Here is a 21,483-nt window from a genome sequence, read left to right on the forward strand (position 1 = left end):
CGCGGCCGGGTCGTTAGTGTGCTGGACATGGCAGAGCGGATCATGGATCCCGGAACCCCCGACTGCCGTGGCGCGGGACGGTACCTGTGGTGGCTGGTCACGCGGCAGCGCGGCCGGGTCCTGCTCGGCGCGGTCCTGGGGACGGCCTGGATGGTGTGCCTGACGCTGCCGCCGTACTTCCTGTCCCGCGCCATCGACGACGGCCTGGCGACGGGACGCCTGCCCGTGCTGGCCTGGTGGGTCGCCGCCGTGCTCGGCACCGGCGTGCTGAACGCGTGGCTGGCCATCATGCGCCACCGGACCATGACGAGGGTGCGCATGGACGCCGCGTTCCGGACCGTGGAGGTGGTGGTCCTGCACGCGACGCGCCTGGGAGCGGCGCTGCCGCGCAAGGTGACGGCCGGGGAGGTGGTCACGATCGGGTTCGGCGACGCCGCCATGCTGGCCCAGACGCTCACCATCACCGGCCCGGGCGTCGGCACGGTCCTGGCCTACCTCGTCGTGGCCGGGCTGCTGCTGTCCGTCTCGCCGCCGCTGGCCGCCGTGGTGCTGCTGGGCGTGCCGCTGCTCGCGGTGCTGCTCGGCCCGCTGCTGGGGCGGCTGCGCGGGGCCGAGACGGCCTACCGGGTGCGGCAGGGGGAGCTCGCCGCGCGGTTCGCGGACATCGCCGGAGGGCTGCGGGTGCTGAACGGCATCGGCGGCAAGGACGTGTACGCGGAACGTTACCGGCGCGGCTCGCAGGAGCTGCGCGAGCAGGGGTACCGGGTCGGGGCGGTGACGAGCTGGATCCACGCCCTCGGGGTCGGCCTGCCCACGCTGTTCCTGGGCGCGGTGACGTGGCTGGCGGCCCGGATGGCCGTGCAGGGGGACATCACGGTCGGGGAGCTGGTGGCGGTGTACGGGTACGCCGCCGTGCTGGTGGTGCCCGTCGCGTTCTTCACCGAGGGCGGCTACGACCTCAGCCGTGGCCTCGTCGCCGCCCGCCGGGTGGTCCACTTCCTGAACCTGGAGCCTGCCGCCGAGGGCGGAGCCACCGAGGCACCCGGGTCGCCGGCCACGCTGCGCGACCCCGCGTCCGGCGTGGAGATCGCGCCGGGGCGGCTGACCGCGCTGGTCAGCGCGCGACCGGCGGAGGCGGCGGCCGTCCTCGACCGCCTGGGCTGCTTCACTGAGTCGGCCGCCACCTGGGGCGGGGTCCGCCTCCGCGACCTCGGCCGGGAGCGGGTACGTGACCGGATCCTGGTGGCGGACAACGAGGCCGACCTGTTCGCGGGGGCGTTGCGCGAGGTCATCGCGGGCAGCCGGGACCCGGACGACGAGGCACTCCTCCGCGCCGTGCGCGCGGCCATGGGCGAGGACATCGTGCGGGCGCTCCCGTACGGGCTGGACTCGGTGATCTCGGCCCAGGGCCGCAACCTGTCCGGCGGGCAGCGGCAGCGCGTCCGCCTGGCCCGCGCGCTGCTCGCCGACCCGGAGATCCTCCTGGCGGCCGAGCCCACCTCGGCCCTGGACGCCCACACCGAGGCGGCCGTCGCGGACCGGCTGCGCGCCGCGCGGGCCGGCCGCACCACCGTCGTCACCACCACCTCGCCTCTCGTGCTGGATCGGGCGGACACGGTGTACTACCTGGTGGACGGCGTGGTGGCGGCCACGGGCGAGCACCCCGGCCTGCTGCGCGACGAGCCCGGCTACCGCCTGCTGGTGTCCCGTGGCGAGGAGGACGACGGGCCGGCCGATGGGACCGGCGTCCCGCCTCAGGAACTCGCCCGATGACCGCCATCCCCGATTCCGCCGGCGACGGCCGGTTGCCGGTCGCCGAGCCGGGGCGGACGCGCCGGGCGGCGTGGCGGCTCGTCCGCCTGGACGGCCGCGCCTTCGCCGCCATGCTCGCGCTCAACGCCCTGGCCGCCGGCGCGGGGCTGGCCGCCCCGTGGCTGCTCGGCCGCATCGTCGACGAGGTCAAGTCCGGCGCGACCGTCGCCGCCGTGGACCGGCTGGCCCTGGCCATCCTCGTCTGCGGGGTGGCCCAGCTCCTGCTGTCCCGCTACGCGAGCTTCGTCGGCCACCGGTTCGGCGAGCGCACGCTGGCCCGCGTCCGGGAGGAGTACACCGAGCGCACGCTCGCCCTGCCCGCCTCCGTGGTCGAGCGCGCCGGGACCGGCGACCTGACGACCCGGGGCACCACGGATGTCGCCTCGGTCGGCGCCACGCTCCGCGACGCCGGTCCCGACGTGGCCATCGCCGCCGTCCAGGCCGTCTTCATCCTGGCCGCCGTCTTCGCGCTCGACCCGCTCCTGGGCGCGTGCGGGGTGCTCGGCCTCACCGGCATCTGGTTCGCCTCCCGGTGGTACCTGCGCCGGGCGGTCGGGGCGTACCTGGCCGAGGGCGCCGCCAACTCGGCCCTCGCCGAGGAGCTCGCCGCCACCACCGGCGGCGCCCGTACGGTGGAGGCGCTCAGGCTCGAGCACCGCCGCATCACGGCCGCCCGGCGGGCCATCGACGAGTGCCGCCGCACCCGTACCAGGACGTTGTTCCTGCGCAGCGTGCTCTTCCCGGTGGTGGACGTCTCGTACGCCATCCCCGTCGCCACCGTCCTGCTGCTCGGCGGCGCGCTGATGACGCGGCAGCCGGGCGCCGTGACGCTGGGCACGGTGGTCGCCGCGGCCCTCTACCTGCGCCGGCTCGAACAGCCGCTGAACACCGTCCTGGAGCAGCTGGAGCGCCTGCAGAGCAGCATCGCCTCCTTCTCCCGCGTGGAGGGCCTCGCCACGGCTCCCCGGAGCACGCCGGCCGCTTCCCCGGAGCCGGCCGGCGACCGGCTGGAGGTCCGCGGCGTGCGCTTCGCCTACGACGGCGGCCCGGACGTGCTGCACGGGGTGGACCTGTGCGTACGCCCCGGCGAGCGGCTGGCGATCGTCGGCCCCTCCGGCGCGGGCAAGACGACGCTGGGCAGGCTGCTGGCGGGCGTGGACGCCCCGCGGACCGGCTCCGTCACGGTCGGCGGCGTCCCCGTGGCCGGCCTCGACCCCGACCGGCTGCGCGAGCGCGTCGTCCTCGTCACCCAGGAGCACCACGTGTTCCTCGGCACGGTACGCGACAACCTGCGGATCGCCGCCCCCGCCGCCACCGACGCGGACCAGCGCGCGGCCCTGACCGCCGTGGGCGCCGACTGGATCGACGACCTCCCGGACGGCCTGGACACCGACCTGGGCCACGGCGCCCACCGCCCGGACGGCGCGCAGGCCCAGCAGCTGGCCCTGGCGAGGGTCGTGCTGGCCGACCCCCACACGCTGATCCTCGACGAGGCCACCGCCCTGCTGGACCCGGGAACGGCCCGCCACACGGAGCGCGCCCTGGCCGCCGTCCTCGGCGGGCGTACCGTCATCGCCATCGCCCACCGCCTCCAGACGGCGCACGACGCCGACCGGGTGGCGGTCATGCGGGACGGGCGGATCACCGAGCTGGGCACGCACGAGGACCTGGTCGCGGCCGGCGGCGGGTACGCGGACCTCTGGCATTCGTGGCACGGGGACCGGCCGCGACCCGATCGCCAAGGGTGAAGAATATCTTCGCAAAGATCTCGCCAGCGAAGGAAAATGTTGAGACGCTGAACTGCACGACGCACCCCCCAGTCCGAGGAGTGGTTCATGCGCAGACTGCTGGCGATCTCTCTGGTCGCCCTGCTGCCCTTAAGCTATGTGAGCGCAGCTCACGCCGAGGAACCCGCCGACCGGCAGCAGGCCTTCGCGGCCGCCGCCGAGGAGTTCCAGGTGCCCGCGAGCGTGTTGCTGGGCGTCTCCTACCTCGAGTCCCGCTGGGACGCCCACGCGGGCCAACCCTCCAGCGACGCCGGGTTCGGCCCCATGCACCTGACCGACGCCGCCGCCTTCACCTCCGCCAACCACCACAGCGAGGGCGAGGAGGACGCCCGCGGCGACGACGGACGCCCCCTGCCCCCGCCCGCCGAGCAGCCCGCGCCCACGGACATCCCGGCCTCGCTGCGCACCATGGAGCGGGCCGCCGCGCTGACCGGCGAGAGCCACGAGCGGCTGCGTACGGACGACGCCGCCAACATCCGGGGCGGCGCGGCGCTGCTGGCCGACTACCAGAAGGCGCTCGGCGCGCCGCTCAGCGATGACCCCGGCGAGTGGTACGGGGCCGTGGCCAGGTACTCCGGGGCCGAGGAGGCCGGGGCCGCCAAGTTCTTCGCCGACGAGGTCTTCGCAACGATCAAGGAAGGGGCCGAGCGGACGACGGACGACGGCGAGCGGGTCGCCCTGACGGCCGTGCCCGGCCTGGAGAAGATCGAGAAGTGGCTGGAGAAGCTCGGCCTGCGGCCCACCCGCCCCGACGGCGTGGAGTGCCCGGCCTCGATCTCCTGCGAGTGGATCCCGGCCGCCTACCAGGAGCTGCCGGACAACGACTACGGCCACTACGACCTGGCGAACCGGCCGTTCAGCCAGAAGGTCGACTACATCATCATCCATGACATGGAGGGATATTTCCTGCCCTCCATCCGCCTCAACCAGGACCCCAACTACGGCGCGAGCTGGCACTACTCCATCCGCTCCTCCGACGGCCACATCGCCCAGCACATCAAGACCAAGGACGTCGGCTGGCAGGCCGGCAACTGGTACGTCAACGCCAAGTCCATCGGTCTCGAGCACGAGGGCTTCCTGGCCGAGGGCAGCACCTGGTACACCGAGGCGATGTACCGCTCGTCGGCCCGCCTGGTGCGCTACCTGGCGCTCAAGCACGGCGTGCCGCTGGACCGCGCCCACATCCTGGGCCACGACAACGTCCCGGGCACGCTCCCGACGACCGTGCGCGGCATGCACGAGGACCCGGGGCCGTTCTGGGACTGGGCGCACTACTTCCAGCTCATGGGGGCGCCCCTGCACCAGTTCGGCGGGCCCCAGGCGGGATCGGTCATGATAAAGCCGGACTTCGCCACGAACAAGCCGTACTTCTACGGCTGCGACCGCAAGAACCCGTCAGCCGCCTGCCCGCCGCTTCCCTCCGGCACCGTCTGGCTCCGCACGGAGCCGCGGCCGGACGCGCCGCTGGTCAAGGACATCGGCAAGCACCCGACCGGCGACTCCCTCTACAGCGTGTACGACCACAGCGCCCGCGCGAGCACCGGACAGCGCTTCGCCGTGGCCGACCGCCAGGGCGACTGGACGGCCATCTGGTATCTCGGCCAGAAGGCCTGGTTCCACAACCCGGCCAGCGCCCCGACCGCCGTCCCGTCCATGGGGCTCGTGGTCACCCCGAAGCCGGGCAAGGCGACCGTCCCGGTGTACGGGCGGGCGTACCCGGAGCAGGAGGCCTACCCGGAGGGGATCCCGTACCAGGCGGTGACCCCGCTGCAGTACACGTTCTCGGCCGGGGAGAAGTACACCCTCGCGGGTCCGGCCGCCACCGAGTACTACCGCGCGGTCACCTTCAACCTGGAGGACCACAAGGTGGTGCGGGGCAAGACCAGATACCTGGAGATCCAGTTCGGCCACCGCGTGATGTTCGTCAAGGCTGACGACGTGCAGGTGACGTTCTCCGGGTGAACTCCCTGACGGCGCGCCTGGTGCTCGCGAGCGCCTCCTGAGAGGCGTCGAACGTGCGCTGGGCGACGCCGACGAACACGCAGTCGACGACGAGGAGCTGGCTGATCCGGCTGGCCAGGGCGCCGGGACGGAACTCCGTCTCGCGCCCGGCGGAGATCAGCACGTGTTCGGCCAGCTCCGCGATGGACGAGCGGGGGTTGTTGGTGATCGCGACCGTGGTGGCCCCGGCCTCCTTGGCCCGGCGCAGCGGCTCGATCACGTCGGGGGTCTCGCCGGAGGTGCTGATGCCGATGGCGACGTCGCCCGCCCTCAGCAGCACCGCGCTGGTCAGCGCCAGGTGCGCGTCCTGGAAGGCGTGGCTGGACAGGCCGATGCGCATCAGCTTCTGCGCGACGTCCTCGGCCACCAGCCCGGAGGCGCTCACTCCGTAGGCGTCGATCCGCCGGGCGCCGACGATGGCGTCCACCACCAGCCCGAGGCGCTCGGAGGTGAGCTGGGCGATGGTGTCGTTGATCGCCTCCGACTCGGCCCGCGCCACCTTCTGGATGACCTCCGACAGGGGGTCGTCGGGGGCCAGGTCGCCGGGCACCAGTCGGTCAGGCTGCGCGGCGGCCGCGGCTAAGGCCAGCCTGAGCTGCGGGTATCCCGCGAAGCCGAGCAGCCTGGCGGTGCGTACGATCGTGGCCTCGCTGGTGCCCGAGGCGGCGGAGAGCTCCGTGATGGTGCTCCGGGCCACCGTCGCGGGGTCCTCCAGGATGAGGCGTGCGACGGTCTGGGCAGCCGGCGTCAGGGACGGCAGCACACCTCGGACCGTGGCCACCAGAGTGTCAGCCCGCAGGCCGTTCCCGCTGTCGTCCACCCCCTGATTATGCCCGGTTGTTTACCGCAGAGTTCCGTTCGTCATACCCGCAGGTTCCTCGGGGACGGCTATGAGCCCGAGCTCCGCGGGCGTGGCGAGGAGCGGGTGGTACGGGACGACCCGCACGGTGTAGCCGAAGGCACCCGTGCGGTCGAGCGGGACCGTGCCCGTGTAGTGTGCCCGCCGGTCGTCGTCCACCGACTGCGCCAACAGCTTGGCGTACGCCGGGTGCACCAGCTCGTCGTGCGGCCCGACCTTGCCGTAGGCGACCTCGACCAGCACGTCGTCCGGCTCCAGGTCGCCCAGCGCGATCGTGGCGTGCAGCTCGATGGCCGCCCCGACCTCCGGCATGTCCCCTACGCCGGCCGCCTCGACGTGCTCGACGCGCACCCCCGGCCAGGCCCTGGTCACCCGGACCCGCCAGGCGGCGAACCCCTTGGCCGGCGCGTAGGACTCGGCGCTCAGCGCGCGGGCGGAGGCGGCGGCCGGGTTGTACAGGGTGACCACGTAGTCGCGCAGCATGCGCCCGGCCAGCACCTTGGGCCCGAGCGAGGCCAGTGTGTGCTTGACCATCTCCATCCAGCGCCGCGGCAGGCCGTCGATCGCGCGGTCGTAGAACCGGTCGGACACCTCGTGCTCGATCAGGTCGTAGAGGGCGGCGGCCTCCAGCTCGTCGCGCCGGTCGGCGTTGGTCACCCCGTCGGCGGTGGGGATGGCCCAGCCGTTGGTGCCGTCGTACCACTCGTCCCACCAGCCGTCGCGGATCGACAGGTTGAGGCCGCCGTTCAGCGCGGACTTCATCCCCGACGTGCCGGACGCCTCCAGCGGGCGCAGCGGGTTGTTCAGCCAGACGTCACAGCCCTGGACCATGAGCTGCCCGAGCGCCATGTCGTAGTCGGGCAGGAAGACGATGCGGTGCCGGACGTTCTGCTGGTCGGCGAACTTGACGATCTGCTGGATCAGCTTCTTGCCGCCCTCGTCGGCGGGGTGGGCCTTGCCGGCGATCACGATCTGCACCGGTTTGTCCGGCGACAGCAGCAGCTCGGTCAGCCGCTCGGGGTCGCGCAGCATGAGCGTGAGCCGCTTGTACGACGGCACGCGCCGCGCGAACCCGATCGTCAGCACGTCGGGGTCGAGCGCGTCGTCGATCCAGCCCAGCTCGGCGTCGGAGGCCCCGCGCTCGCGCCAGGACCTGCGCAGGCGTACGCGGGCGCCGTCGACCAGCCGCTTGCGCAGCGTGCCGCGGATCTGCCAGATGTCGGCGTCGGAGATCTTCTGGATGCCCTCCCAGCCGCGGGCCCGCTCCAGCAGCGAGGGCAGCTCGCGCCCGGCCAGCTCCATGAGCTCCCTGCCGACCCAGGTCGGCGCGTGCACGCCGTTGGTGATCGACCCGATCGGCACCTCGTCCAGGTCAAATCCCGGCCAGAGATTTTTGAACATCTCCCGGCTGACCTCGCCGTGCAGCTTGGACACGCCGTTGACGCGCTGGGCCAGCCGCATGCCCATGACGGCCATGTTGAACCGGTGCGGGTCGGACTCCGCGCCCAGCGCGAGGATCCGCTCCACCGGCACGGTCGGCCAGGCGTTCGCGCCGCCGAAGTGGCGCTCGATCATGTCCACCGGGAAGCGGTCGATGCCCGCGGGGACGGGGGTGTGCGTGGTGAACACCGTGCCGGCCCGCACCGCCTCCAGCGCCTCGTCGAACGACATCCGCGCCTCGGTCAGCTCCCGGATCCGCTCCAGGCCGAGGAAGCCGGCGTGGCCCTCGTTGGTGTGGAAGACCTCCGGGTCGGCGTGGCCGGTGATCTTGCAGTAGGCCCTGATCGCGCGTACGCCGCCGACCCCCAGCAGGAGCTCCTGCATGAGCCGGTGGTCGGTGCCCCCGCCGTAGAGCCGGTCGGTGACGTCTCTGGCGGCGGTGTCGTTGTCGGCCACGTCGGAGTCGAGCAGGAGCAGCGGCACCCGTCCGACCTGTGCCACCCACACCTGCGCGTGCAGCACGCGCTCCTCGGGCAGGGCCAGGCGGATCTTGACGGGCGTGCCCTCGGCGTCCTTGAGCAGGCTCAGCGGCAGCCCGCCCGCGTCGAGCGACGGGTAGTGCTCCAGCTGCCAGCCCTCCGGCGAGAGCGACTGGGTGAAGTAGCCGTGCCGGTAGAGCAGGCCGACGGCCAGGATGGGCACGCCTAGGTCGCTGGCCGCCTTGAGGTGGTCGCCCGCGAGGATGCCCAGGCCGCCCGAGTATTGCGGCAGTGCCGTGGCGATGCCGAACTCGGGCGAGAAGTAGGCGATGGCGCGCGCGCCGTCGGGCAGCGTCTGGTACCACCGCGGCGAGGTCATGTATTCGCGCAGGTCGTCGGCGGCGTCGGCGAGCCGCCGCAGGAAGCGGCGGTCGGCCGCCAGCTCGGCCAGCCTGGCCGGCGTGACGGCGCCGAGCAGCGCCACGGGGTCGTGTCCGACCTGCTCCCAGAGGTCGGCGTCGACCTCCGCGAAGAGGTCCATCGTCTCCGGGTGCCATGACCAGCGGAGATTGTGGACGAGCTCGCCGAGGGCGGCCAGCTCCGCGGGCAGGACGGTGCGGACGGTAAACCGGCGGATAGCTCTCACGTTTCTGCACCCTACGGGCTAGGAGGGACCTCTGAGTCCTTCACCCCCACGAAGCCCCTTCAAACCCCTTCCGGGAACAAGCATGAAGAGGGACTATTGGGGCAACTTTCCTCATTGTTGGGCTCTCCCGCAGACACTCTCGGGAGGTCTATCCGCTGCTGTCCACAATTTACATGCAAGGATCGTTCCTGCCAGGGAAAGCCTCCGGCGGCACCGGGAGTGCCGCCGCAAACCCTTGAATGCGATGATCGGACGAATTCCCATCACGGACATCTCCCCCGTCGTCGACTGCGGGCAGTGGCCCGCCAAGGCGGTCGCCGGCGAGACCTTCCAGGTCTCGGCGACCGTCTTCAGAGAGGGCCACGACGCCGTGGCCGCGGGCGTGGTGCTCACCGCGCCCGACGGGCAGCGCGGGCGCCTGAGACCGATGCGCGAGCTCGCCCCCGGCACTGACCGCTGGGGCGTGGACGTGTGCCTGCCGGCCGAAGGTGACTGGCTGTTCCGAGTGGAGGCATGGAGCGACCCGATCAGCACGTGGCTGCACGACGCCGAGATCAAGATCCCGCGCGGCATGGACGTCGATCTCATGTGCGAGGAGGGCGCCCGGCTGTTCGAGCGCGCGGCCAAGGCCGTACGCCCGGCGGACTGCCCGAACGGCCAGCCCGCGAAGAACGGCGCGAAAACCGGCGCCAAGAACGGCAGGTCCAAGCAGAACGGCACCGGCAACGGCAACGGCGACAGCGCCTGCGGCCACCGGGCGGCGCTGCTGTCGATCTCGGCCACGCTGCGTGACGAGGACCTGGACCCGCGGGCCCGGCTGTCGATCGCCCAGCTTCCCGAGACCGCCGCGCTGCTGGACTCCCATCCGTTCCGCGAGCTGGTGACCAGGTCCAAGTCGCACAAGGTCAGGGTGGACCGGCGCCGGGCGCTGTACGGCTCCTGGTACGAGTTCTTCCCGAGGTCCGAAGGCGCGATCGTCAACGAGCTGGGCATCTCCAAGTCCGGAAATTTCCAGACTGCTGCCAAGCGGCTGCCCGCCATCGCCAAGATGGGCTTCGACGTCGTCTACCTGCCACCGATCCATCCGATCGGCACCACCTACCGCAAGGGGCGCAACAACACGCTCAGCCCCGAGCCCGACGAGCCCGGCTCGCCGTGGGCCATCGGCTCGGAGGACGGCGGCCACGACGCCGTGCACCCCGATCTGGGCACCCTGGACGACTTCGACGTGTTCGTCGAGCGGACCAAGGCGCTGGGGATGGAGATCGCGCTCGACTTCGCCCTGCAGTGCTCTCCCGACCACCCGTGGGTCAAGGAACACCCCGAGTGGTTCACGATCAGGGCCGACGGGTCGATCGCGTACGCCGAGAACCCGCCCAAGAAATACCAGGACATCTACCCGATCAACTTCGACCGGGATCCCGAGGGGATCTACATCGAGGTCAGGCGGGTGCTGCGGCACTGGATGGACCACGGGGTGCGCATCTTCCGGGTGGACAACCCGCACACCAAGCCGGTGGCGTTCTGGGAGCGGCTGCTGGCCGACATCCACCGGACCGACCCCGACGTGATCTTCCTGTCGGAGGCGTTCACCAGGCCGGCGATGATGCGCACGCTGGCCAAGACCGGCTTCCATCAGTCATACACGTACTACACCTGGAAGAACTCCAAAGGTGATGTGGAGACCTACCTCACGGAGCTCTCCCAGGAGACTTCCTGTTACCTGCGACCGAACCTGTTCGTGAACACGCCCGACATCCTGCACGAGTACCTGCAGCACGGCGGCGTGCCGGCGTTCAAGATCAGGGCGGTCCTGGCCGCGCTCGCCTCGCCGACCTGGGGCGTCTACTCCGGCTACGAGCTCGGAGAGAACGTGCCAGTACGCCCCGGCAGTGAGGAATACCTAGATAGTGAGAAATATCAGTACAAACCTCGCGATTGGGTTACGGCCGAACGTGAAGGAAGGAGCCTGGCTCCCTTCCTCACCCACCTGAATTTGTTCCGAAGAGCGCATCCTGCGCTGCAGGAATTGCGTAATCTACGGTTCCACAGGGTCGACCAACCGGACATCGTTTGCTTCTCGAAACGGCTCCCGGGCGCCTATGACCCGGCCACACGAAGGCACGGACTGGGCGACGTCGTTCTGGCGGTCATCAACCTGGATCCACACCACACCCACGAGGCGACTGTTGATCTGGACCTGCCTGCAATCGGTCTCGACTGGACCGCGGAGTTCGTCGTGGACGACGAATTGTCAGGCGAATCGTACCGCTGGAGGCAGAGCAACTATGTACGCCTCGACCCCCACATCCAGCCTGCCCACATTCTCACCGTACGAGCCGCGCCACGGTAGAACTGAATTCAGCGGGGAGTCTTCAACGTGTGTGAAAGCGCCTCCCTCATGAGCCCCCAGCGGGGCGGCTCATGAGCTCCACACCCATTCCCAACACCTTTGACGAGGAAAAGCCGCGCGATCCCTACTGGTACAAGCGGGCGGTTTTCTACGAGGTCCTGATCAGGGGATTCGCCGACTCCAACGGCGACGGGACCGGCGACATCAGAGGTCTCATCAGCAAGCTCGACTACCTGCAATGGCTGGGCGTCGACTGCCTCTGGCTGCTGCCGCTGTACGAGTCGCCACTGCGTGACGGCGGCTACGACATCGCGGACTTCATGAAGATCCTGCCCGAGTTCGGGGATCTCGGAGACTTCGTGAAACTCGTGGACGAGGCACACAAACGGGGCATGCGCGTCATCGCCGACCTGGTCATGAACCACACCAGCGACGCCCACCCCTGGTTCCAGGCGTCCCGGCACGACCCCGAGGGGCCGTTCGGCGACTTCTACGTCTGGTCGTCCACGGATGAGAAGTACCAGGACGCCCGGATCATCTTCATCGACACGGAAACGTCCAACTGGACCTACGACCCCGTGCGCGGCCAGTACTACTGGCACCGTTTCTTCCACCACCAGCCGGACCTCAACTACGAGAACCCGGCGGTGCAGGAGGCCATGCTCGAGGTCCTGCGATTCTGGCTGGACCTGGGCATCGACGGGTTCCGGCTGGACGCGGTGCCCTACCTCTTCGAGGAAGAGGGCACCAACTGCGAGAACCTGCCGAGGACGCACGAATACCTGAAGCGGATCCGGACCGAGGTGGACCGGCTGTTCCCCGACCGCGTGCTGCTGGCCGAGGCGAACCAGTGGCCGTCCGACGTGGTGGAGTATTTCGGCGACCCGGTCGGCGGTGGGGACGAATGCCATATGGCCTTCCATTTCCCACTGATGCCCCGCATCTTCATGGCCGTCCGCAGGGAATCGCGCTACCCCATTTCCGAAATCTTGGCGCAAACGCCGAAAATTCCGGAGCATTGCCAATGGGGCATCTTCCTCCGCAACCACGACGAGCTCACGCTCGAGATGGTCACGGACGAAGAGCGCGACTACATGTACACCGAGTACGCCAAGGACCCCCGTATGCGGGCGAACGTCGGCATCCGCCGCCGCCTGGCGCCCCTGCTCGAGAACGACCGCAACCAGATCGAGCTGTTCACCGCCCTGCTCCTGTCGCTGCCCGGCTCCCCCGTGCTCTACTACGGCGACGAGATCGGCATGGGCGACAACATCTGGCTGGGCGACCGTGACGGCGTCCGCACGCCCATGCAGTGGGACCCCGACCGCAACGCCGGGTTCTCCGACTGCGACCCCGGCCGGCTCTACCTGCCGGTCATCATGGACCCGATCTACGGCTACCAGGGCATCAACGTCGAGGCCCAGCAGAAGAACGCCGGCTCGCTGCTGCACTGGACCCGGCGCATGATCGAGATCCGCAAGCGGCACCCGGTCTTCGGGCTGGGCGGTTACGCGGAGCTCAACTCCTCCAACCCCAGCGTGCTCGCGTTCGTCAGGGAACTGGGCGACGACCGGATGCTCTGCGTGAACAACCTGTCACGCTTCCCGCAGCCGGTCGAGCTCGACCTGCGCAGATTCGTCGGCGTCTCCCCCGTGGAAACCATGGGAGGCGTACCATTCCCGGCAATTGGCGAACTTCCGTATCTTTTGACGCTTCCCGGGCATGGGTTCTATTGGTTCACACTCCCGCCGGCCATCATCCAGGAGGAGTAGGACGTGCTTGACGAGCTCCTTGCCACGTGGATCGGCCGCCAGCGTTGGTTCGGTGGCAAGGGGCGCCCGATCGACGCTCTGTCGGTCGATTCGGACGTCGAGCTGACGCCCGGTCTCAGACACCTGATCGTCGCCGTCTGGCAGGAGGGCTCGCGTGACCGGTACCAGGTCCTGCTGGGCGAGCGACACGAGATCCCCGACCGGCTGACGCACGCCCTCATCGGTACGGTCGGCGATACCTATCTCTACGACGCCGTCCACGACTCCGACCGCGCGAGCTGGCTCCTGGACGGCATGGCCCACGACGAGACACGCAGCGGCCTGCGCATGCGCCACGTGCCCGGGGTCACCATCGACACCTCCCCGCGCAGCCTGGTGCTCGGCGCGGAGCAGTCCAACACCTCAATCGTGTTCGGGGACGCGTACATCTGCAAGCTCTTCCGCCGGCTCATCCCGGGCGTCAACCCCGAGCTGGAGATCATCACCGCCCTGGCCGCCAGGAACGCGCCGCACATCGCGCAGCCGTACGGGTGGATCGAAACCGACCTCGACGGCACGGACACCACGCTCGCGATCATGCAGGAGTTCCTGACCCCCGCGAACGACGGCTGGGACCTCGCCCTGGCCAGCGTGCGCGATCTGTACGCCTCGCTGCCCGAGCTGCCGGCGTCCGACGCGGGCGGGGACTTCGCGGCCGAGGCGCTGCGGCTGGGCGGCGCCACCGCCCGCGTGCACCACGAGCTGGCCGCCGCCTTCCCCACCGACGTCATCGAGATCCACGAGCTCAAGCGGATGGCCGAGTCCTTCAGGCGGCGGCTGGGCCGGGCCGTGGCGGAGGTGCCCGAGCTGCGGCAGCACGTGAACGCCATCGAGGACGCCTACCACCAGGTGGAGCTGCTCACCAACGAGGTGCCCGTGCAAAGGGTTCACGGCGATTACCACCTCGGCCAGGTGATGCGCACGCCGACGGACTGGGTGGTGCTCGACTTCGAGGGCGAGCCGGGGCAGCCGCTGGCCGAGCGGCGGGCGCTGTCGTCGCCGCTGCGGGACGTGGCGGGGATGCTGCGCTCGTTCGACTACGCGGCCAGGCACCTGCTGGCCGGCCACTCCCAGGCCGCCGAGCTGGAGCCCCGGGCGCAGGAGTGGGCCGACCGCAACCGGGCCGCCTTCCTCGACGGGTACACCGAGGGCGGCGGGGTGATCACGCGGGCGGACGCGGCGCTGCTGCGGGCGTTCGAGCTGTCGAAGGCCGTCTACGAGGTCGTCTACGAGGCCCGCAACCGGCCCACCTGGCTCCCGATCCCCCTGGCCGCCTTCCGCCCCCGCCCCGCCTGACCCCCGGCGGCACATCCGCGAGGACGGTCAGAGCAGTTCCTCGACGAGGCCGGACAGGCCCTCGTGGCCGAGACCGCGGGCAGTGCGCTGGTCGACGATGGCCTTCATGGGCAGCAGCAGGTCCGGCTTGACGCCCTGCTCGCGGAACGTGCGGACCAGGTTCTCCAGGCCCGCCCGGTTGACCTCCAGGTTGGAGACCTCCGTGCTGTGGTCACCGGACTCCATCTTCGCGGCCCAGGCCGGCTGCTGGGCGGCCATCGCGTTCAGCCACGGGACCAGCAGCGACTCGACGAACTCCCCGAGCGGGAACTTCGCCGACGTCACCAGGGCCGCCGCCTCCAGGAGGCCGGCGATCTGGCCGTACATGCCGGTCAGCATGGCCAGGTCCAGCAGCGGCGCCATCCCGGGGTCGTCGCCGGTGAAGCGGGGCTCGGCCATGGCGGCCAGCGCGGGCTCGTACCGGTCGAAGGCCCGCTGGGAGCCGCTGTAGAGGATGAGGGCGCCCGGCTGGGCGATCATCGGGGGCACCGCCATGATGCCGCCGTCGAGGTAGTCGCCACCGCGCCCGGCCACCCACGACGCCGTCTCACGGGCCTCGGCGGGCCGGCCGGTGGTGAGGTTCGCGATGACCCGCCCCTCCAGCGACGCCTGCTCCAGCACCCCCTTGACGGACGGGTAGTCGAGCAGGCACACGATGACCAGGGGGCTCGCCTCGACGGCCCGCGCCGGGGTGTCCGCGAGCGTGGCACCCTTGGCGACCAGGGGTTCGGCCTTGGCCGGCGTACGGTTCCACACGGTCACGCGGTGCCCGGCCGCCAGGAGGCTGCCGGCGAGCGCGGAGCCCATGAGCCCGAGGCCGAGAACGGAGATGTTTTCCGGCATTTCAGCGTTCATTGTTGGTGTTCCTTGGTGCAGGAGGATGATGCGTCCACCTTCTCCGTGGGCGGTTATGGTCTGGTTCGGAGTCGGTTATGGGCGGGGATGGGCAGATGCGGTTCGGGGTGCTGGGGCCGATCGCGGTGTGGACGCCCGACGGGCAGCCGGTCCAGGTGATCGAGGTCAAGGTCCGGGCGCTGCTCGCCGGCCTGCTGATCCACGCCGGGCGGCCGGTCTCCGCCGACCGGCTGATCGAGGACCTCTGGGGTGACCGGCCGCCCGCCGACGCGCCCGCCGCGCTGCGGGTGAAGGTGTCGCAGCTGCGCAGGGCGCTGGGCGATCGGGAGCTGGTGGCGTACCGGGCGCCCGGGTACGTGCTGCGGGCCGAGCCCGGGTCCGTGGACGCCGGGGTGTTCGAGGCGCTGCTCGGGCGGGCCCAGCGCGCCGACGACCTCCAGGCGCGCGCCTCGCTGCTGCGCGAGGCGCTCGGTCTCTGGCGCGGGAGCGCGTACGCGGAGTTCGCCGACGAGCCGTTCGCGCGGGCGGCGGTGGCCCGGCTGGACGAGCAGCGGCTGATGGCGGTGGAGGAGCTGGCCGAGGCCCGGCTCGGGCTGGGCGAGCACGGGCTGCTCGCGGCCGAGCTGGCGGACCTGGTGGCCGAGCATCCGCTGCGGGAGCGGCTGCGAGGTGTGCACGTACGGGCTCTCTACCGGGCGGGGCGGCAGAGCGAGGCGCTGGCCAGCTACGGGGAGCTGCGGCGCCGGCTGGCGGACGAGCTCGGGCTGGATCCCGGGCCGGAGCTGGCGGCGCTGCACCAGGCGATCCTGGAGCAGGACCCGGCCCTGGACGCGCCGGCGGCGCGGCCCCGTACGAACCTGCCCGCCCCGCTGACACCCCTCGTCGGGCGGGACGAGGCGGTGGCCGAGGTGCGGGCGCTGCTGCGTACCGACCGCCTGGTCACCCTCACGGGCCCGGGCGGCGTGGGCAAGACCCGCCTGGCCCTCGCCGCGGCCTCTGCGCCCCTTGTGACGGAGGGCTTCGAGGGCGGGGTGTGGCTGGTGGAGCTGGCCTCGCTCGGCGCCGGGGCGCAGGCGGTCGAGGTGGCCGAGGCGATCGCGGGCGTGCTGGGCGTGCGTGACGACTCGCCGGGCTGCATCATGGAGCGCCTGCCCAGCGCGCTGCGGGCCAAGCCGACGCTGCTCGTGCTGGACAACTGCGAGCACGTGGTGGAGCAGGTGGCCACGCTGGCCGGTCAGCTCCTGCGGGCCGCCCCCGAGCTGCGTGTCCTGGCCACGAGCCAGGAGTCGCTGCGGATCGAGGGCGAGGCGCTGTGGAGCGTGCCCCCGCTGGGGCGGGAGGCGGCCGTGGAGCTGTTCGCGGCGCGGGCGGGCATCGCGCCCGACGCCGACGTCGAGGAGATCTGCGCGCGGCTGGACGGCATCCCGCTCGCGCTGGAGCTGGCCGCCACGAGGATGCGGGCGCTGACCCCGAGGCAGCTGGCCGAGCGCCTCGACGACCGCTTCCGCCTGCTCGCCTCCGGGCTGCGCGGCGCGCCGGCCCGGCAGCAGACGTTGCGGGCGATGATCGACTGGAGCTGGGAGCTGCTGACGGACGCCGAGCGGGTGGTGCTGCGGCGCCTGGCCGTGCACGCCGACGGCTGCACGCTGGAGGCGGCCGAGGAGGTCTGCGCCGAACCCGGCCTGGACGTGCTCGACCTGCTGGCCCGCCTGGTCGACCGCTCCCTGGTGGTACGCACGCCGGTACGCGCCCCCGCCCCCGGAGGCCGGCCGGCGCCCCGATACCGGCTGCTGGAGTCGGTCGCCGCCTACTGCCAGGAGCGGCTGGCCGAGGCGGGCGAGCTGGCCGGGGTGCGGCTCCGGCACGTCCGCCACTACGCCGGACTGGCCGAGCGGGTGGAGCCCGGCCTCCGCGGGCACGGGCAGCGCGGCGCCCTCGCCCTCCTCGACGCCGAGCACGCCAACCTGCGCACGGCCCTGGAGACGGCCGTGGCCGAGCGGGCGCCGGGCGAGGCGCTCCGGCTGGTCAACGCCATGGCCTGGTACTGGGTGCTGCGCGGCAGGCTGGGCGAGGGCCGCCGCGCGCTGGAGTCCGCCCTGTCCGTCGCCGACGCCTCGACCCCGGGCGCGGCGGAGGCCCAGGTGTGGCTGCACGGGCTCACCCTGCTGGCCGGGCGGCTCGTGGAGCTGGACGGCGGGCTGTTCGAGGCCATCGAGGACCCGCGGACGAGGGCGCGGGCTCGGTGGTTCGCCGGGTTCGCGCTGTTCGGTTACGACGACCTGTCGGCGAGCAGGGACCTGATCTCGACGGCGCTGGCGGAGTTCCGCGCGCTCGGGGACACGTGGGGCACGGCCGCCGCGCTCACCGTGCTGGGCCGGTACGCCGCCATGCGCGGCGACCTGACCACCCTGCGCGAGCACGCCGAGGAGAGCCTGACCCTGTTCGGGCGGATCGGCGACCGGTGGGGCGAGCTGCGGGCGACGGAGAACCTGGGCACGCTGGCCGAGATCACCGGCGACTACGAGCGGGCGGCGGCGCTGCGCACGGAGGTGCTGGGGATGGCCGAGGAGCTGGGCCTGTGGAGCTCGGTCTCCGACGCGCTGTCCCGCCTGGGCCGTATCGCCATGCTGACCGGCGACCACGCGCGGGCCGACGACTACCACGAGCGGGCCAGGCGGCTGGCGGCGGCGCAGTCGAACCGCCCCGCCGAGGAGTTCGCCGAGCTCGGCCTGGCGCTGGGGGCCCGCAGGCAGGGCCGGCTGGACGAGGCGGAGCGGCGGCTGCGGGCCTGGCTGGACTGGGTCAAGGACGTGGCGGGTGACCCGGGCGCGGCACTGATCCTGGCCGAGCTGGGGTTCGTGGCCGAGCTGCGCGGCGACGCCGCGGGCGCGCTGGAGCTGCAGCGCCAGGGGCTGGCGGTGGCCCGCAAGGTGGGCGACCCCCGGGCGACGGCGCTCGCGCTGGAGGGCCTGGCGGGCGCGCTCGCCCTCGACGCGCGGCACGAGGAGGCGGGACGCCTGCTGGGCCGGGCCGCCGCCCTCAGGGAGTCGGCGGGCGCCCCGCTGCCATCGGGCGAGCGGGGCGACGTGGACCGGATCGCGGCGTCGGTGACCCGCGCTCTGGGCGAGGATGCCCTGGCAGCGGTCATGGCCGACGGGGCGGCACGACCGCTGGAGGACGCCGTGCGGGATGCCGGGCAGCCCTCGCCGAGTACCGGTCAGTACGCCGGGTAGCCGCCCGGGACGCCCGGCACCGGGGCCGGGAGCGAGCGCTGCTGTTCCTGGACGTCGGTGATCCTGCGTACGACGCCGATCGCCAGCACGGCCGCGACCAGCATCAGCGCGATGCTCACCACGTCGAACCGCGCGGCCGCCGCCAGGCTGTCCAGCTCCTCGGCGTTGAACAGCAGCCGCCCGGCCACGTTCGACACCGTGCTGCCCACGAGCCAGGCCGCCCACCAGGCGTTGATCAGGCCCGTCGAGCCGCCGGTGCGCGTGGAGGCGGACCAGATGTCGTCCACGATCTGCTTCGCCGGACAGGCCGTAGACGAGGTCGCCGGTGCCGATCTCCGCCTCGGACACGGAGTCGATGTCGGTGATCATGCGGTCGACGAGTCCCGCGTACCGGAGGTCGATCACCGCCGCGACGACGCCGACGGCGGCGGCGCGCGCCTTTCCGGAGGGGGACGCGAGCAGCGAACCAGTATGGCGAGCCAAGAACCCGGAAAGGATCTGTTGGCCACCCCGGCATCTTCTTGTGATAAACCCGGGATTTTGCACATCCGGTGATTGTCGCGGTGAAAGCGGGCAGTGCCTGGGATGGACGCGCATCATAGGGCAGTGTTGGGAGCATGCCGATGAGGACAGAGCTCGACCGCCTTGCGGGCGGGGCACATCACGATCCGCACTCCGTGCTCGGAGCGCACCCCGGCTCCGGCGGGGTGATCTTCCGCACGCTGCGCCCGCTCGCCGAACGGGTGCGGGTGGTGCTGGAGGACGGCTCTGCCCATGACATGAAACACCAGGCACACGGGGTGTTCGAGGTGACGGTTCCGGGCCTGGACAAGGTGCCCGGCTACACGTTGAGCGTCAAATACGCCGGGGCGGACCCGTACGAGGTGCGTGACCCCTACCGGCACTGGCCCACGCTCGGCGAGGTGGACCTGCACCTCATCGGCGAGGGGCGGCACGAGCGGCTGTGGGAGGCGCTCGGCGCGCGCGTGATGGAGCACGAGGACGTCCAGGGCACCGCGTTCGCCGTCTGGGCGCCGAACGCGCGCGGCATCAGGGTCGTCGGCGACTTCAACCACTGGGACGGCACCGCCTACCCGATGCGGTCGCTGGGCCGGTCGGGGGTGTGGGAGCTGTTCGTGCCGGGGCTGGGGGCGGGCCAGCGGTACAAGTACCAGGTGCTGGGCGCCGACGGCGTGTGGCGGGACAAGGCCGACCCCATGGCGCGGCGGACCGAGGTGCCGCCGATGACGGCCTCGGTGATCGACAAGTCCGACTACAGCTGGCAGGACGACGCCTGGATGGTCGAGCGGCGCGAGCAGCAGCCGCAGACCGGGCCGATGAGCGTCTACGAGGTGCACCTGGGGTCCTGGCGGCCGGGGCTGTCGTACGTTGAACTGGCCGACGAGCTGTCCGAGTACGTCGCGGACATGGGCTTCACCCACGTCGAGCTGCTGCCGGTGGCCGAGCACCCGTTCGGCGGGTCGTGGGGCTACCAGGTGACGTCCTACTACGCGCCGACGGCCAGGTTCGGCACGCCCGACGAGTTCCGCCACTTCGTGGACCGCCTGCACCAGCGCGGCATCGGCGTGCTGCTGGACTGGGTGCCGGCCCACTTCCCGATGGACGACTGGGCGCTGGCCCGCTTCGACGGCACCCCGCTCTACGAGCACGCCGACCCGGCCAGGGGCGAGCACCCGGACTGGGGCACGTACGTCTTCGACTTCGGCCGCAGGGAGGTGCGGAACTTCCTGGTCGCCAACGCGCTGTTCTGGCTGAAGGAGTTCCACATCGACGGGCTGCGGGTGGACGCGGTGGCCTCGATGCTCTACCTGGACTACTCGCGGCGCGAGGGCGAGTGGACGCCCAACGTCTACGGCGGCAGGGAGAACCTCGACGCGGTCGAGTTCCTCAAGGAGATGAACTCGGTCTGCTACCGCGAGGCGCCCGGCATCATCACCGTGGCCGAGGAGTCGACCGCCTGGCCCGGGGTGTCGCGCCCGGTGCACCTCGGCGGGCTGGGGTTCGGCTTCAAGTGGAACATGGGCTGGATGCACGACACGCTCGAATACCTGCGCCACGAGCCGGTCTTCCGCCAGTACCACCACCATCAGCTGACGTTCTCGCTGCTGTACGCCTACTCCGAGAACTACGTGCTGCCGCTGTCCCACGACGAGGTCGTGCACGGCAAGGGGTCGCTGCTGGGCAAGATGCCGGGCGACGAATGGCAGCGGTTCGCGCAGTTGCGGGCGCTGCTGGCGTTCATGTGGGCGCATCCGGGCAAGCAGCTGCTGTTCATGGGCGGCGAGTTCGGCCAGGGCTCGGAGTGGTCGGAGGAGCGCGGGCTGGACTGGTGGGTGCTGGAGTTCGACGGGCACCAGGGCGTGCAGCGGCTGGTACGCGACCTGAACCGGATCTACCGCGAGACGCCCGCCCTGTGGGACCAGGACGCCCGGCCCGAGGGGTTCCGGTGGATCGACGCCGACGACGCCTCGGGGAACACGTTCTCCTTCGTCCGCTACGCGAACGACGGGTCCGCGGTGGCGTGCGTGGTCAACTTCAGCGGCGGGCCGCACGAGAACTACCGGCTCGGGCTGCCCTACGCGGGCCAGTGGACGGAGACCGTCAACACCGACGCCTACGACTACTGGGGCAGCGGCGTGGGCAACATGGGGGCGGTCGTGGCCGGGGACGAGCCGTGGCACGGGCTCCCGTACTCGACGACGCTGCGGGTGCCGCCGCTCGGCGCGGTGTGGCTCACACATGAGGGGAGCACGCTGAACGTTTGAGGTGCGTCCCCTGAAAGTTCGGTGAGAAACCGGCCCAGGGGCCTGTGCGCGTCGGGCAAATCACCCTAAACTCCGAGATCATCCCC

General features: G+C 71.5%; 13 protein-coding genes. 9 read left to right on the top strand and 4 right to left on the bottom strand.

All coding sequences use genetic code 11. The features are described 5' to 3' along the window. The first annotated feature begins 27 nt into the window (after positions 1 to 27). The 3 genes from ACBJ59_RS18690 (at position 28) to ACBJ59_RS18700 (ending at position 5,561) form a co-directional block, all read left to right on the top strand. The gene (locus ACBJ59_RS18690; RefSeq protein WP_375111461.1) at positions 28 to 1,773 is read left to right on the top strand and encodes an ABC transporter transmembrane domain-containing protein; all 1,746 of its coding nucleotides are present in this window, start codon (positions 28 to 30) and stop codon (positions 1,771 to 1,773) included. Beyond that, entirely contained in the window at positions 1,770 to 3,560 is a 1,791-nt protein-coding gene (locus ACBJ59_RS18695; RefSeq protein WP_375111462.1) for an ABC transporter ATP-binding protein, read from the top strand. Before ACBJ59_RS18690 ends, ACBJ59_RS18695 begins: the two co-directional genes overlap by 4 nt. A gap of 87 nt (positions 3,561 to 3,647) precedes the next feature. After that, positions 3,648 to 5,561 carry an N-acetylmuramoyl-L-alanine amidase gene (locus tag ACBJ59_RS18700; RefSeq protein WP_375111463.1) on the top strand — a complete coding sequence of 638 codons (1,914 nt, stop codon included), beginning with the start codon at positions 3,648 to 3,650 and terminating at the stop codon, positions 5,559 to 5,561. Here ACBJ59_RS18700 and ACBJ59_RS18705 read toward each other — a convergent pair. Beyond that, complete coding sequence (locus tag ACBJ59_RS18705) at positions 5,524 to 6,420, bottom strand: MurR/RpiR family transcriptional regulator (RefSeq protein ID WP_375111464.1); 897 nt, start codon at positions 6,418 to 6,420, stop codon at positions 5,524 to 5,526. The genes ACBJ59_RS18700 and ACBJ59_RS18705 overlap by 38 nt on opposite strands. A 21-nt stretch (positions 6,421 to 6,441) precedes the next feature. After that, on the bottom strand, positions 6,442 to 9,024 hold the full coding sequence (glgP, locus tag ACBJ59_RS18710) for an alpha-glucan family phosphorylase (RefSeq protein WP_375111465.1): 2,583 nt from the start codon (positions 9,022 to 9,024) through the stop codon (positions 6,442 to 6,444). Positions 9,025 to 9,268: 244 nt separating this feature from the next. Here glgP and ACBJ59_RS18715 point away from each other — a divergent pair, with 244 nt between their 5' ends. From ACBJ59_RS18715 to ACBJ59_RS18725, 3 genes are all read left to right on the top strand, one after another. Continuing rightward, positions 9,269 to 11,377 (top strand): alpha-1,4-glucan--maltose-1-phosphate maltosyltransferase, encoded by a 2,109-nt coding sequence (locus ACBJ59_RS18715; RefSeq protein WP_375111466.1) that lies wholly within the window; start codon positions 9,269 to 9,271, stop codon positions 11,375 to 11,377. Positions 11,378 to 11,448: 71 nt separating this feature from the next. Beyond that, positions 11,449 to 13,149 carry a maltose alpha-D-glucosyltransferase gene (gene treS, locus ACBJ59_RS18720; protein ID WP_375111467.1) on the top strand — a complete coding sequence of 567 codons (1,701 nt, stop codon included), beginning with the start codon at positions 11,449 to 11,451 and terminating at the stop codon, positions 13,147 to 13,149. Between the two features lie 3 nt (positions 13,150 to 13,152). Next, the gene (locus ACBJ59_RS18725; protein ID WP_375111468.1) at positions 13,153 to 14,484 is read left to right on the top strand and encodes an aminoglycoside phosphotransferase; all 1,332 of its coding nucleotides are present in this window, start codon (positions 13,153 to 13,155) and stop codon (positions 14,482 to 14,484) included. 27 nt (positions 14,485 to 14,511) lie between these two features. Here the strand turns inward: ACBJ59_RS18725 and ACBJ59_RS18730 are convergent, their stop codons facing one another. After that, entirely contained in the window at positions 14,512 to 15,378 is an 867-nt protein-coding gene (locus ACBJ59_RS18730; protein ID WP_375111469.1) for an NAD(P)-dependent oxidoreductase, read from the bottom strand. Positions 15,379 to 15,455: 77 nt separating this feature from the next. Here ACBJ59_RS18730 and ACBJ59_RS18735 point away from each other — a divergent pair, with 77 nt between their 5' ends. Next, positions 15,456 to 18,611 carry a BTAD domain-containing putative transcriptional regulator gene (locus ACBJ59_RS18735; RefSeq protein WP_375111470.1) on the top strand — a complete coding sequence of 1,052 codons (3,156 nt, stop codon included), beginning with the start codon at positions 15,456 to 15,458 and terminating at the stop codon, positions 18,609 to 18,611. Here the strand turns inward: ACBJ59_RS18735 and ACBJ59_RS18740 are convergent. Beyond that, positions 18,596 to 18,898 carry a DUF4328 domain-containing protein gene (locus ACBJ59_RS18740; protein ID WP_375111471.1) on the bottom strand — a complete coding sequence of 101 codons (303 nt, stop codon included), beginning with the start codon at positions 18,896 to 18,898 and terminating at the stop codon, positions 18,596 to 18,598. The two genes, ACBJ59_RS18735 and ACBJ59_RS18740, sit on opposite strands and share 16 nt — an antisense overlap. Between ACBJ59_RS18740 and ACBJ59_RS18745 the strand changes: the two genes are divergently transcribed. Further along, a complete protein-coding gene (locus ACBJ59_RS18745; RefSeq protein ID WP_375111472.1) occupies positions 18,888 to 19,166 on the top strand; it encodes a hypothetical protein in 279 nt (92 codons plus the stop codon). The genes ACBJ59_RS18740 and ACBJ59_RS18745 overlap by 11 nt on opposite strands. A gap of 68 nt (positions 19,167 to 19,234) precedes the next feature. Then, positions 19,235 to 21,397, top strand: coding sequence for a 1,4-alpha-glucan branching protein GlgB (glgB, locus tag ACBJ59_RS18750; RefSeq protein WP_375111473.1), 2,163 nt, complete (start codon positions 19,235 to 19,237; stop codon positions 21,395 to 21,397). Positions 21,398 to 21,483 lie beyond the last annotated feature (86 nt).

The organism is Nonomuraea sp. MTCD27 (assembly GCF_041950495.1).
In the GTDB taxonomy this organism is placed as follows: domain Bacteria; phylum Actinomycetota; class Actinomycetes; order Streptosporangiales; family Streptosporangiaceae; genus Nonomuraea.

Coding starts and splice junctions, on each gene's coding strand:
- ACBJ59_RS18690 (WP_375111461.1), top strand. CDS start 28: ATGGCAGAGCGGATCATGGATCCCGGAACCCCCGACTGCCGTGGCGCG.
- ACBJ59_RS18695 (WP_375111462.1), top strand. CDS start 1,770: ATGACCGCCATCCCCGATTCCGCCGGCGACGGCCGGTTGCCGGTCGCC.
- ACBJ59_RS18700 (WP_375111463.1), top strand. CDS start 3,648: ATGCGCAGACTGCTGGCGATCTCTCTGGTCGCCCTGCTGCCCTTAAGC.
- ACBJ59_RS18715 (WP_375111466.1), top strand. CDS start 9,269: ATGATCGGACGAATTCCCATCACGGACATCTCCCCCGTCGTCGACTGC.
- treS (WP_375111467.1), top strand. CDS start 11,449: ATGAGCTCCACACCCATTCCCAACACCTTTGACGAGGAAAAGCCGCGC.
- ACBJ59_RS18730 (WP_375111469.1), bottom strand. CDS start 15,378: ATGAACGCTGAAATGCCGGAAAACATCTCCGTTCTCGGCCTCGGGCTC.
- ACBJ59_RS18735 (WP_375111470.1), top strand. CDS start 15,456: ATGGGCGGGGATGGGCAGATGCGGTTCGGGGTGCTGGGGCCGATCGCG.
- ACBJ59_RS18745 (WP_375111472.1), top strand. CDS start 18,888: ATGTCGTCCACGATCTGCTTCGCCGGACAGGCCGTAGACGAGGTCGCC.
- glgB (WP_375111473.1), top strand. CDS start 19,235: ATGAGGACAGAGCTCGACCGCCTTGCGGGCGGGGCACATCACGATCCG.